We start from the raw sequence: 12,331 nt of genomic DNA on the forward strand, positions 1-12,331 counted from the left end.
TAATATTCTAAAATTCTATTCTAGAGATTCTCATCCGTTCAGTTTATTGAAGACCGCTTCCGCATAACGATCCGTCATTCCTGCCACGAAATCACAGACGATTCTTTCCAACCCTTCCGTTTCGATTCTTTCTTTGTAGGACTCCGGAATTTCGTCGGGATGCTTCCGGAAATAACGGAATAACACCGCGATCATATCCCGTCCTTGGTCGCTCATACGCACTACGGACGGATGCCGATATAGGGCCCTATGCAAAAAGGATTTTAGCTCTCTCACCGTTTCTCCGAAATCTTCCTCGAAACCTAGGATTTTACGTCCTTCCGAATGGACCCGGTTCAGATCGGAACGCTGCAAGATCCCGTATTCTTCGATTCGGAGCCGCATCCTCTCGACGATATGGGAGACCATTCCATTGGTTAACTCCCGTATGGTGGTTCGGATCCGAACCTTTTCGTTCGCGTTCGGATATCTTTCTTTTACTCGAAGACTGAATTCGTGCCAGAGACGGATTTCCTCCAGTTCCGGCAGATTCAAATACCCCATCTCCAACCCGTCCTCTATATCATGGTTGGTGTAAGCGATCTCGTCGGCGAGATCCGCGCATTGAGCCTCCAAGCTCGGGCCCTCTTGTTTTCTTTCCAAACCTAAAGTAGAAGTCGAATATTCCGCCCCGTGCTTCATCAACCCTTTCAAAGTCTCTAATGTAAGGTTCAAACCCGGAAACTGGGGATACCTGCTCTCCAAAAGACGAACGATTCGCAAGGATTGTTTGTTGTGCTCGAAACCTCCGAACTCGGACATGAGTTCGGATAGCATATCCTGCCCTGCGTGCCCGAAAGGAGTATGCCCTAAATCGTGCGCAAGTGCGACCGTCTCCGCCAATAGCGAATTCAAACCTGAAGCCGTCGCTATGGTCCTCGAGATTCCCGAGACTTCTAAGGTATGGGTCAATCGATTTCGATAGTTTTCTCCCACCGAATAGACGAATACCTGGGTCTTGTACTGCAATCTCTTGAATGCGCTGGAATGAATGACCCGGTCTCTGTCCCTTTGAAAAGGGAGTCGATACTCGTGTTCCGGTTCCGGGTATTCCCTTCCCCCTGTACGATCATGCGGAACCGCAAAAGCGGCCAGCATGGAATTTTCTAATCTAGAAAGAGAATCCCTATCCCGCAGCACGAAAACCACGGTCCGAAAAGAAAAGTGCCCGGGCAAGCGAAACTAGAGCCCATCTTTTGCGGGAATTCGACAGCGGAGCCTTTCGTTTTTTTCTGTCCTCTTTTTCCGCTAGGGAAATACAATGGTAGGAATTCCCTTCGAATGGAAGGCGTATTTTTCTTCATGGATTTTCTTACCGTATTAGTGGATTTCTTTTCCGGCTTCGGGCAAAACTTTGCTTACCTCGCCGTTTTTCTCACCTTGCTTCTTTGCGGATTCGGGCTCCCGGTTCCGGAAGATGTGTCCTTGGTTTCGGGAGGGGTCATAGCCGGATTGGGTTATGCGAACGAACACGTGATGTTCGCCGTTGGGATGGCAGGCGTACTCGTAGGTGACGGAACCGTGTTCCTACTCGGAAGGATTTACGGAGTTCGAGTATTACAAATTCCGTTCATCGCGAAGTTCATCACTCCCGAACGCTTCCTAACGGTTCAGGAAAAATTTTCCAAATATGGAAACTGGGTCGTGTTTGTGGGAAGATTCATGCCGGGTCTGCGTATGCCTATCTATTTGACTGCGGGTACTTCCGATCGAATCTCTTTTGTAAGATTTTTATCTCTGGATTTTCTGGCCGCCGCGATCTCGGTTCCGATCTGGGTCTATTTGGGACATTACGGCGCGCAAAACCTGGATCACTTGAGGGAACTAGTTCACCAAGGACAACTGACTCTCTTCTCCATCGTGGGAGCATTTTTAGGGGCGGTCATCCTAATTTTTTACGTTAAGAAGAAACTATTTTCCCAAACATAGTTTTACTCGACATTCTTTCCGGTTTTTTTAATGTCTGGTAAGATATGGACGTTCTCGCTCAGCCTGTATTGGTGCTGAACGCAACCTACGTTCCCGTTGCCATTCGAACGGTAAGGGACGCGATCGTTCTTCTTCTTCTGAACAAGGCGGAACTCGTCAAAGACGAAAAGAGCCTTTGGATCCGCTCCGAAAAACTGAAATTCACCGCTCCTCGAATTATTCTCTTAACGGATTATTATAAGGTTCCCAAAAAAAGGCATAAACTCTCGCGGGAGAATATTTTCCTCAGAGACAATTATGAATGCGTGTATTGCAAAAGAAAACTCCCGACCTCTCGCCTGACTTTAGACCACGTGATTCCTAAGAGCAGATGGGGAGAGGTGGCGAAGGAAAAAAAACCGGCGGAATACCATACTTGGGAAAACCTAGTCACTGCCTGCCGGGATTGCAATACGAAGAAAGGGAACAAACTCCTCCAAGAACTGAAGTGGGAGCTCCCGGAAAATCGGTCGACAAACAGAAGGCGTATTCCACTGTTTTCCGTATCCGACCAATTGGCCGAAAAATTCGGTTGGGCGGAATATATCCGCGCATAATGAACAAAAATACCCCCGTTCGGGTCTTCCCGTTCTTATTTCTCGCAGCCACCCTCTCACTTTCCGGCTGCGCAAAAACCTATTCCACCACCCCTATCGTAACCGCTACCCCAACCATCATAGGGATTACGGCTATTGCCACAGGGTATGAAATTCGGCTGCGTGCCGGGAATGCGGAATTTCTGTTTAACGGGTATACCTTATATACCGGTTCCACCTCTTTCGCCTCCCGGAATCCTTCCGATTTTTCCACAGGAGCTGCTTGCCAACTGCCTTTGAACCTGATTCCGAACCAGCCGATAGAATATTCCATCGAAGTCAGCCCTACGGCGGGTCCTCTTGCAGTGGTTCCCGCAAATTCCTCCCAAAATCCGAACCGGGTCTGTAAGATCGTAGCCACTCTGACGAGCGGACAATACGTCACTCTGAGATCTGCCGTCCTGGCCTTGAACTACGTAGGAGGCACGACTAAGGACATTTACGTTCTTTCTCTGCCTTCGAACACGATACAGGTTCCTTAGAAAAAAACCTAACCTCGGAACCAGACTCCGATTTTTTTCAGGGTATCTTCCGCGTCGGATCTCCAGAGACTCTCCGGGTAACTTAGGATAAATCGCTCTAGAGCGGATTTTGCTTCGGAGAGTTTGGTGCGTAGAATGCGAAGTTCCGGATTTTCTTCCGCTTGTAAAAAGACAGGATTGCCTTCCGTCTTCTTGAAGTAGATTTCCAACGCGTCCGCCGCGGATTGTTTTGCGGATTTGTAATCCGCAAAACCGTTTCTATCCTCTTCCTTCGAATCCCCGGACGGCGATTTTTTCGCGGCTTCTTCCAAGGATTGCAAAAGAACGTCCCGAAGTCGCACAAGTTCCTTGAACAGAATATCGCTTTCGTATTCGCCGGAATCCGGATGGTATTTTCGAGAAAGCTCCCGGAATCGGGATCTCACTAAATTTTCGTCGTATTTCTTAGGGAGCCCGTAGAAATCGAGAGCCCGACTTAGCAGGTCCCCGTCTTCCAACCGCTTTTCCTTTGCGCTAAGTATTTTCTCAGCTGGAGATCGGCTTGGACGAGATTCAGTTCTTTTTGGTATTCCGAAAGAATCTCTTCCATCAAAGAACCTACTTTCCGGTTCAATTCTCGGGACTCTTCTAGCTTATTGAAAAGTTCGTCCGTCAATCGAATCAATGGCAAAGATTGGGGTGCGGATTCTTCTAGACGCTCGATTTTACGATCCAAGGAAAACATTTTCTCCACGAGAGAAACGTTCTCCGCTTCGATTTTTGCCGCTGTTTCTCCGTCCCTGTGAGATAGGATTTCCATTTGGCGCTTTTGCAAGGAAATCATCTCTTCCAGAAGGGAGATTTTCTGGGAATACAAACCTTCCAAATCGCTTTTGTCCTGCTCGGGAACGAATCGTTTCGGCTCTTTGTCTTTCGGCACTGCGATGTTTTCCTCTTTCGATCGGCGGGAGAACTCTTAAATTACCCTTGGAGTGAAAGTCCGGAACTCCGAACTCCGGGAGAAGGCAAAGGAACCACGGAGCCTTTTTCTTTCTTTTCCACCTCTTCCCAGGCGTTTTTCAGATCCTCTAGATATTTGATGATTTCCTGCATGATCTCGGAATCTTTCCGCATATTCGCTTCCAGAAGACGTTTCTTGACGTAAACATAAATGCCGAGAAGATTATTGGCGACTTCCCCACCGTCTTCCATATTGAGCGCGAGCATCAATTCGGTGACGATGTCTTGTGCCTTGAGAATATGATTGTTTACCACGTCGTACTTGCGGGGCGTATTGTTCTCGATCGCTACGTGTAGGAAGCGGATCGCCCCCTCATAAAGCATTACGATAAGCCGTCCCTGACTCACAGTAGAAATTTCGTTGGATTTGTACTGCTCGACAGAGGCCGTCGATTTTCTAGCAAGTGACATGTGTCTCTCCTGAAATACTCTTCGACAAAATCCGGGACCGCCTTAACGTGGGTGGATAATTCTTAAGCGTATCTGGGCGAAAATTCTTGGCAAGCCTGTTTCCAAAACCTAGAAAAAAGCTTGTCTTTTTAGCGTCGGGTCGCGGTTCCAACTTGGAGGCCGTTCTCCAAGCCGTTCAAAAAGGCAGAATTCGAGGAATTCCTGAGCTTTTGGTCAGCGACAATCCGGAAGCATCCGCAATTGGTGTAGGATCCAAATACGGAGTGCCCTCCAAGATTTTGGATTTTTCCTCTTATCCCCAAAAGGAAAAATACCATTCCGATCTACTGGAAATCTTAGATGCCCAATCACCCGATTTGATCGTAACCTGCGGTTATATGCGAATCCTGAAAAAAGAGGTCATCCGCCTCTTTCCGAATCGGATCATCAACATACATCCTTCCCTTCTTCCGGCTTTTCCCGGATTGAATGCGCAAAAACAGGCTTTTGAATACGGGGTGAAAATCTCCGGCTGTACCGCCCATTTTATAGACGAAGGAGTGGATTCCGGCCCCGTCATTCTCCAGGGAACCGTGAAAATCACCCCCGAGATGACGGAAAGAGAATTGACTCTGGCAATTCTGAAAGAGGAACATAAAATCCTGCCTCTCGCGGTGAAGTTATTCTGCGAAAACAGGCTTTCGATTAAAAATAGGAAGGTCTCCATCCTCTAGCATGATCCAAATCAAACGTGCTCTCATTTCGGTCAGCGACAAAACCGGACTTATCGGTTTTGCGAAATACCTGGACTCCAAAGGCGTGGAGATCATCTCCACAGGCGGCACATTAAAGACTCTCCGTGACAGCGGAATCCAAGCCGTGGCCATCGACGATTATACCGGCTTTCCGGAAATTCTGGACGGAAGGGTCAAAACCCTGCACCCGAAAGTCCACGGAGGATTGTTGGGAGTTCTGTCCAATCCCGAGCACAAGAAAAAAATGGAAGAGCTCGGAATCCCGAAAATCGATCTCGTAGTAGTGAACCTCTACCCGTTCCTGAAAACCGTTTCCAAACCGGGAGTACAATTGGACGAGGCGATCGAAAACATAGACATAGGCGGTCCGTCCATGATACGCTCCGCCGCCAAGAATTACCGGTTCACCGTCGTGGTGACCGATCCGAACGATTACAGAACCGTAGAAGACGCAATGCAATCCAACGGAGGAGCCGTGGATGCGGATACTTCCTTTTTACTGATGAGAAAGGCGTTTTCCCATACCAGCATGTACGACACCGCGATTTCCTCCTGGTTCAATCAGTTGGCGGGAGAAAAATTTCCGGAAATCCTCAATCTTTCCTTCACCAAGAAACAGAAGCTACGGTACGGGGAAAATCCCCACCAGGGAGCCGCCTTTTACGAGCCGCTCTTTACAAAGAGCGAATTTTCTCCGCTACAAGGGAAGGAATTATCCTTCAACAATATGTTGGACTTCGATGCCGCCTTTCACATCTCCGCACTTCTTCCGGACAACACCGTTTGCATCATCAAGCATTTGAATCCTTGCGGAATTGCCTACGCCGACGATCCCTTGGAGGCTTTCCGTCTTGCTCGTAGGACGGATCCGATTTCCGCATTCGGAGGAATCATCGGAATCAAGGGCCGTGTGTCCGGAGAATTGGCACAATTGATCGGAGAGACTTTTGTGGAAGGAGTCATCGCGCAAAAGTTCGAAAAGGAAGCTTTGGATTATTTCTCCAAAAAGCCGAATGTCCGATTGATCGAGATCGAAAATTTCCAGGAAGCTCTGGACGAAATGGACTTGAGGCCGATCCATCACGGAATGCTGTTGCAGGACCGGGATTATGCCACCATTTCGGAAAAAGATCTGAAAGTGGTTTCCAAAAAGCAACCGACGGAAGAGGACATCCGAGGACTGATGTTCGCTTGGTCCGCCGCGAAATTCATCAAATCCAATGCCATCGTTTATACCGAAGAAAACGCGACTCTGGGAATCGGAGCCGGGCAAATGTCTCGGGTGGATTCGGTCCAACTCGGCGCGACCAAAGCGTTGAATGTAGGTTTATCGGTCGTAGGTTCTTACGTGGCCAGCGATGCGTTTTTCCCATTTCGAGACGGGATCGATGCGATCGCGAAAGTAGGCGCCAAAGCGATCATCCAGCCCGGAGGATCCATCCGGGACGAAGAGGTGATCCGTGCGGCGGACGAGCACGGATTGATTATGGTATTTACCGGCATGAGGCATTTCCGGCACTAGGATGGAATTCTTTCTCTACCTGATCTTTTTCGCTTTTTCTTCGGCCTTTCTGGTCCTGGTCGATTATTACTTTGCCCTGCTTTTCTTAAGCGGCAAAGACACCTTTCACAAAAGCGAATTGACCGATTGGTTCAGAATCCTTCCTACCAAACTGCTTGCGATCTTCGAATCCAACGGAAGCCTCCAACACGGAATGATCGCGTTCGGAGTCTCTTCCTTTTTTGCCTATCTATGGACTCTCACCGGCGGCTTGATCGGATCTCCTCATTATGCGGACTCGTTCGGAAATTATTTCTTCCTGTCCTTCCTGATGCCAGTGCTCGTGTTGGTGTTTTATCCCAGAGTATCTTCCGAGCTTTTGGCTTCCGGGGCCCAGTTCCGCCAAGGTTCCTTTTTGGCGAGGGTATTGGAACAGGAAATGCCTTTCGTTTCCGGAATCTTTCTCTCCGTCATCGCTTCGAATTTGGCTGTTTACGGATTGTACCACGAGATCGCGTTTTTGTTCGTTCTCCCGAATATTTCGATTTTAGGGGTTCTACTTGTGTTACGATGGAACGGAAAAGTTCGTTTCGGAGGAATTCACCTGGAGAGGAAGTCCAGGGAGGAAGAGGATTTCGGGGAAGAAATCTAATCGGAGACGGTTTTTCTGCCGATAGGGTTACTATGAAAGGGATCACTTTACCCGCGATTTTCGTCTCCATTTTCCTTCCGGCGATGGGCGTCCAAGCCCAGTTTCCCGGAGACGGAACGAAAAGTAGGCAAGAGAATGCGAATCGACCTACTCTGGAAGGTTTTGCGGAAGTTCCCTGGGAAGCCACCTACGCACAGGTCCGGGAAAAATTCCTTTCTTTGGCTACGAATCCGGACAGCGGAGAAAAAGTGGAGATCGTCAACGAGGATAAGGAAAGATCTCTTCTGATCCGTAGGAACGGAATCTTTTACGTGTATCGCTTTTATTCTACCCCCAAATTGGTGCTGGATTCTCGTCCCAAACAAAAACAACCCCAGACCAATCCTCCGCCTGCGAACGAAGAAGAGGATCATTCGGACCCGGGAAAACTCTTCTCCGTCGGAATTTCCTTCCGCTACCTTCCCGGAAAAGACGTCCAAGGCAAACTCGAGAATAAGTACGGAAAGCCCAAAAAAGAAACCTTGGACGAAAAGAAAATCGGAGGAGCCGTCCTCTGGGAATTGACCAACGAAAAGGAAGTGCCTCCCAAAGGAGGTTTCGTGGTGCAATGGAAGGAAGCCTTTAAAAAGCAACCTTTCACCCGTCGTGTGGATTATTTCAGTTCGAAATTAAAATTCCAAATCGAAAAGGAATACAAGGAATTCTTCTCCGCAGAAGAGATCAAAACGTTAAGAGACCTGATTCCCTAAGCCTCTTTTCCCCCCGTTTTCTCCGGTGGATCGGAGAGGCCGCTTCCGAAAATCGGATTGACCCGCATCCCATGCGAAAGCGATTATCCAGTTAGATCATTCCTGGAAAATCGGAGCCTACTGTGGAATTATATTTAGACACGGCAAACGTGGACGAAATCAAAGAGATCGCCTCTTACGGACTCTTGGACGGAGTTACCACGAACCCTTCCCTCATCGCGAAATCCGGACGTAACTTTAAGGACGTCATCAAAGAGATTTGTTCCATCGTTTCCGGCCCCGTTAGTGCGGAAGTCCTTGCAACGAAACACGAAGATATGCTGAAGGAAGCGGATGAACTCATCGCGATCGCGAAAAACGTAGTCATTAAGGTCCCTTTGATTCCAGAAGGTCTCAAAGCGGTCGTAAAACTTACCGAAAAAGGAATCTCTACGAACGTAACCCTTTGCTTTTCCGCTCCCCAAGCGCTTCTCGCAGCCAAAGCGGGAGCCACATATATTTCCCCTTTTATCGGACGAGTAGACGATACTTCTTGGGACGGGATGGAGCTGATTTCCGAAATCCGGGAAATCTACGACAACTACGGCTTCGAGACGAAAATTCTGGCGGCTTCCATCCGCGGCCCCATGCACTTAAAGGAATCGGCGCTGAGAGGAGCCGATTGTGCTACCATGCCGATCTCCGCTTACCAGCAGCTATTCAAGCATCCGTTAACCGATATCGGATTGGAGAAATTTCTGGAAGATGCTAAAAAACTAAAATGGTAAAATTTCTTTTCCTATCCGAGGAAAAGATATGAAAAAGGCCCGCAAGATCGCGGGCTTTTCTGTTTCTACACGGAAAATTTCAAAAACCCTAAAGACGGAATTTCTTCTTCAGGGAAGAGGCTTGGTTCCGTAATAGTCGTCCATCAGGATACGGATCTGGTCCACGATACAGAATATATCCTGGTGGGAAGCATCGTAATACTTGTCGCAGGAATTGGAAACGTTCATATCCACAGTACGAGCCTTATATTTCCTTCCAAGTTCCCGGATCCTAGGCCACCAAACCCGGTCTAAGCCGAGTTCATAATATCCTTTACGATATCCGTCAAAGACTCTCGGCCAAATCACATAGGCGGCAATTCCGTTCTCATCGCAAAGTTTGAGAAACTCTTCCACGAAATAGAACTGGGAATCGGTAACCTTAAATCCGGACAAATAAATGCTCTTCAATCGGATCGCGTCTTTTGCGAGTTTGTCCGGTCGATTCGTCGCAGTCGCATAGGCCATCTGTTCCCCATTCGTCATATCCAAGAGAACTTTCTCGTCGTTAAAGGCGGGATTGTATTTGTCTAATTCTCCCGCCAATAGACGATTCCAGAAAAGTTTGAAGCTAGGTTTTACTTTCCGGTATACGAAAAGTTTTTCCTTGATCAGATCCATTTTATCACCGGCCGAAAAACGACTCCAGTACCTCCGAATGAAATCCTCGTCCGCACCCAATCTCAGAAACGGTTCGTACATCAGACCTTTCGAATCGTCGAAAGCCTCGGGACTCACCACATAAAAAACCGCTTTCGGTCGAACTCCGGATTCCAGGGTTTTTCGAAGCCAATAAAAACCGTATGCAGGAACGGCTTGCGGACCGGCAAAATTATAGAGAACCCATTCCTTCCGGATTTTTTCGTCGAATGCTTTCTCGGAATAAGCGTAAGCTCGGGAATCGCCGAAGGCCATGGCGAGCTTTCTTTCCTTGATTTTCGGATCGGAGAGCATTCTCTGAAATAGGGACCGGCGCTGCGCATAATATACCGGGTTGCCTTCCTGGTAAAAGGAGTCCTGAAAATAATCTAAAGTGAATATCTTATCCGCGAAAAACAGAACGATCAAAAACAGGAGCGGGAAATAGATATAAAAACGTTTCATCCTTGTACCTTAAAATTGTCCGTAAAAGAAGTCCGCATTCCCGTTCGGTAGTGCGGCCAAGACGAGAATCCAAGCGATCGGAAGCAGAATCGACTTAGTCCTTTCCGAAAAGCGGAATTTTTCCGGCCACTCTTCGGAACAATGGAACAGCATCGCTATGAATAGCGCGAAGACGCAAGGCTCCGCATTCGGAAAATCCTGCCCGGATGCCCAAGTAAAAATGCGTGCAACCGCATGAAAGGCAGTCTTTACGTCCGGAGTGAAAAAAAGAATCCAAGAAATACAATAAACGTGGAGAACGAACAAATATGTAACGGCTCTCTTGAGATACGGGATCTCGGGAAACAGCTTGATTCCGAAATCCTTAAACACTCTCTCCGCGGAAAGATAGGCGCCGGTAAACAAACCCCAAAGAAGATAATTCGTATTGGCTCCGTGCCACAGCCCTCCAATTCCGAACGCTACCAAATAATTGAGACAGGTCCGGATCGTCCCCTGCCTAGATCCTCCTAACGGAATATAGAGATAATCGCGGATCCAAAAGGAAAAAGTGAGGTGCCAACGTCTCCAGAAATCTCCGAACCCGTTCATGAAAAACGGCGCCTTGAAATTCTGGGGGAGCTGTAATCCCAATAACTTTCCTAAACCCCTGGCGATGTCCGTAAGACCGGAAAAGTCCAGATATAGATAGATCGCGAAAAAGTAGATCGTACGTAGCAAAGCCCAGCCGGAAAAGACCGCCGGCTCGCCGAATACCGGGAAAATCGACCCGGTCATGAGTACGGAGAGCACCGATTTTTTCAAAACCCCGAATAGGAGCAACCAAAGACCGTCGGTCATGTCTTCCCGAGACATTTTAGGAGAGGAGAATTGCGAGGATACGTCGTTGAACCTGAGTATGGGGCCCGCGATCATTACTGGAAAGAGTAGGACGAAGGATAACAAAGAGGAAAACGTAACATCCGATTCTATGGTTCCTTTCTTTCGATCCACCGCCAAAGAGATCAATTGGAAGGTATAATAACTGATCGTAAGGGGAAGAACCACTTCGAATCCTGCCCATCCGAGCGCCTTGGAAAAAAGAGCGTCCAAACCGGTTTTATTCTGAAGTTCGGGGATTCCGAATGCGATGCCGATCAGGTCCGTTAAAAAATAGAAATATTTAAAAAAGGCCAGGTTGAGTACGTTGAACCCGATGGAAACCGGTAAGTACCATTTTTTTTGTAGAAAGAAGCGAAGTAGAAGCCAATTGATCGAGATGACGATCCATAAGTGGATTAAAAAAGGGCAAGAGGAAAACCCGTAAAAAACGGAGGAAGCCAAAATCAGAAAATGACGTTTCCAAGTATCGGGAAGATTCCAATAAATGAAAAAAACCGCCCCGAAAAAGAATAAAAATTCTAAACTAGTAAAATTCATGGTCTCCAATGATCGGGATCCAATTCTGCATACTGCCCTTCTTGGAGCCCGAGGTCTTTTAGTCTTAGATTTCCGATGCGAACTCTCTTGAGGTCCTGCACTCTCGTACCGAGAGCCGCAAACATCCGGCGAATCTGTCTTTTCCTACCCTGTTTCAATACGATCCTGAATTGAAAGACTTCCGATCCCTTGGCCGCGGGTACGACCGACTCCGCTTTTAGGATTTCTCCTTCGTCATGGATTCCTTCTTGAAACGTTCGGATTGTTTCGGATACGGAAACAGGTTCGCTGACGATTACTTCGTATTCCTTTTCCATGGAACGGGAAGGATGACTGATCCGTTGAACGAATTCCCCGTCGTCGGAAAGAAGCAATAGCCCCCTCGAATCCAAATCCAATCTGCCGGCAATCGCTAAATGTCCGAATTTAGCGGGCAATAGTTCGAAAACCGTATGATTGTGGAATCGATCCCCGTGAGAGCAAAGGTAACCGGGCGGCTTGTTCAATGCAAGAAAAACAGATCCGGTTCTATGGATCGCCTTTTTTCCTCCCACGAACACTTCGTCGGTTTCTGGACGGATCCGAGTACTCAAATCCAGTACCGTCTTACCGTTCAAGGAAACTTTGCCGGATTGGACTAGCTCTTCCACCTTGCGCCGCGATCCGAAACCGCAATCCGCCAGGAAACGGTTGATCCGAATCCCGTCCGAAGGCGGGGAAAAACCCTTCTCCCCTCTTCCCTGCTTTCCCGTCAAAATGTCCCTTCCTGTTTTCCCGGAGAAAAAATATCCGAATTCCTTCCAGAATAGGAAACATGGATTTTACGGCTACCCAAAACACTTGACCGCGAAAAGGACAGGGTCAGTCTAGA

Annotated in this window: 15 protein-coding genes; 8 read left to right on the forward strand and 7 right to left on the reverse strand. The window is 48.0% G+C overall.

Translation table 11 applies throughout. The features are described from left to right. Window positions 1-30 precede the first annotated feature (30 nt). The gene (locus EHO60_RS16240) at window positions 31-1,137 is read right to left on the reverse strand and encodes a deoxyguanosinetriphosphate triphosphohydrolase (RefSeq protein WP_210409387.1); all 1,107 of its coding nucleotides are present in this window, start codon (window positions 1,135-1,137) and stop codon (window positions 31-33) included. Between the two features lie 204 nt (window positions 1,138-1,341). On the opposite strand from EHO60_RS16240, the gene EHO60_RS16245 reads away from it, so the two are divergent. From EHO60_RS16245 to EHO60_RS16255, 3 genes are read left to right on the forward strand one after another with little or no spacing between them, the layout of a single operon-like run. Further along, window positions 1,342-1,968 carry a DedA family protein gene (locus EHO60_RS16245; RefSeq protein WP_135769416.1) on the forward strand — a complete coding sequence of 209 codons (627 nt, stop codon included), beginning with the start codon at window positions 1,342-1,344 and terminating at the stop codon, window positions 1,966-1,968. A gap of 44 nt (window positions 1,969-2,012) precedes the next feature. Beyond that, window positions 2,013-2,564 (forward strand): HNH endonuclease, encoded by a 552-nt coding sequence (locus EHO60_RS16250; RefSeq protein ID WP_135769272.1) that lies wholly within the window; start codon window positions 2,013-2,015, stop codon window positions 2,562-2,564. Next, window positions 2,564-3,085 (forward strand): LIC11661 family lipoprotein, encoded by a 522-nt coding sequence (locus tag EHO60_RS16255; RefSeq protein WP_135769273.1) that lies wholly within the window; start codon window positions 2,564-2,566, stop codon window positions 3,083-3,085. The genes EHO60_RS16250 and EHO60_RS16255 overlap by 1 nt, the downstream gene beginning before the upstream one ends. 8 nt (window positions 3,086-3,093) lie before the next feature. On the opposite strand, the gene EHO60_RS16260 is transcribed toward EHO60_RS16255, so the two are convergent. The 3 genes from EHO60_RS16260 to fliS form a co-directional block, all read right to left on the reverse strand. Continuing rightward, window positions 3,094-3,510 carry a molecular chaperone DnaJ gene (locus tag EHO60_RS16260; protein ID WP_246028362.1) on the reverse strand — a complete coding sequence of 139 codons (417 nt, stop codon included), beginning with the start codon at window positions 3,508-3,510 and terminating at the stop codon, window positions 3,094-3,096. Between the two features lie 50 nt (window positions 3,511-3,560). Next, on the reverse strand, window positions 3,561-3,950 hold the full coding sequence (locus EHO60_RS16265) for a hypothetical protein (protein ID WP_167880251.1): 390 nt from the start codon (window positions 3,948-3,950) through the stop codon (window positions 3,561-3,563). Window positions 3,951-4,045: 95 nt separating this feature from the next. Further along, entirely contained in the window at window positions 4,046-4,495 is a 450-nt protein-coding gene (gene fliS, locus EHO60_RS16270) for a flagellar export chaperone FliS (RefSeq protein ID WP_135769276.1), read from the reverse strand. Between the two features lie 86 nt (window positions 4,496-4,581). On the opposite strand from fliS, the gene purN reads away from it, so the two are divergent. The 5 genes from purN to fsa all read left to right on the forward strand — a co-directional run bounded on the left by purN (window position 4,582) and on the right by fsa (window position 8,898). Further along, window positions 4,582-5,208: a phosphoribosylglycinamide formyltransferase gene (purN, locus tag EHO60_RS16275; protein WP_135769277.1), complete on the forward strand. Its 627-nt coding sequence runs from the start codon at window positions 4,582-4,584 to the stop codon at window positions 5,206-5,208. Between the two features lies 1 nt (window position 5,209). Then, a complete protein-coding gene (purH, locus tag EHO60_RS16280; protein WP_135769278.1) occupies window positions 5,210-6,751 on the forward strand; it encodes a bifunctional phosphoribosylaminoimidazolecarboxamide formyltransferase/IMP cyclohydrolase in 1,542 nt (513 codons plus the stop codon). Between the two features lies 1 nt (window position 6,752). After that, entirely contained in the window at window positions 6,753-7,382 is a 630-nt protein-coding gene (locus EHO60_RS16285) for a hypothetical protein (protein WP_135769279.1), read from the forward strand. Between the two features lie 32 nt (window positions 7,383-7,414). After that, window positions 7,415-8,131 (forward strand): hypothetical protein, encoded by a 717-nt coding sequence (locus EHO60_RS16290; RefSeq protein WP_135769280.1) that lies wholly within the window; start codon window positions 7,415-7,417, stop codon window positions 8,129-8,131. Between the two features lie 122 nt (window positions 8,132-8,253). Further along, complete coding sequence (fsa, locus tag EHO60_RS16295; RefSeq protein WP_135769281.1) at window positions 8,254-8,898, forward strand: fructose-6-phosphate aldolase; 645 nt, start codon at window positions 8,254-8,256, stop codon at window positions 8,896-8,898. A 108-nt stretch (window positions 8,899-9,006) separates the two neighbouring features. Here fsa and EHO60_RS16300 read toward each other — a convergent pair whose 3' ends face one another. The 3 genes from EHO60_RS16300 to EHO60_RS16310 are packed head-to-tail and all read right to left on the reverse strand — an operon-like array spanning window position 9,007 to window position 12,215. Continuing rightward, complete coding sequence (locus EHO60_RS16300; RefSeq protein WP_135769282.1) at window positions 9,007-10,041, reverse strand: DUF1574 domain-containing protein; 1,035 nt, start codon at window positions 10,039-10,041, stop codon at window positions 9,007-9,009. Between the two features lie 9 nt (window positions 10,042-10,050). Next, on the reverse strand, window positions 10,051-11,460 hold the full coding sequence (locus EHO60_RS16305; protein ID WP_135769283.1) for an MBOAT family O-acyltransferase: 1,410 nt from the start codon (window positions 11,458-11,460) through the stop codon (window positions 10,051-10,053). Further along, complete coding sequence (locus tag EHO60_RS16310; protein ID WP_135769284.1) at window positions 11,457-12,215, reverse strand: pseudouridine synthase; 759 nt, start codon at window positions 12,213-12,215, stop codon at window positions 11,457-11,459. Before EHO60_RS16310 ends, EHO60_RS16305 begins: the two co-directional genes overlap by 4 nt. Window positions 12,216-12,331: the final 116 nt, after the last annotated feature.

It is taken from the genome of Leptospira fletcheri, from assembly GCF_004769195.1.
GTDB lineage: Bacteria > Spirochaetota > Leptospiria > Leptospirales > Leptospiraceae > Leptospira_B > Leptospira_B fletcheri.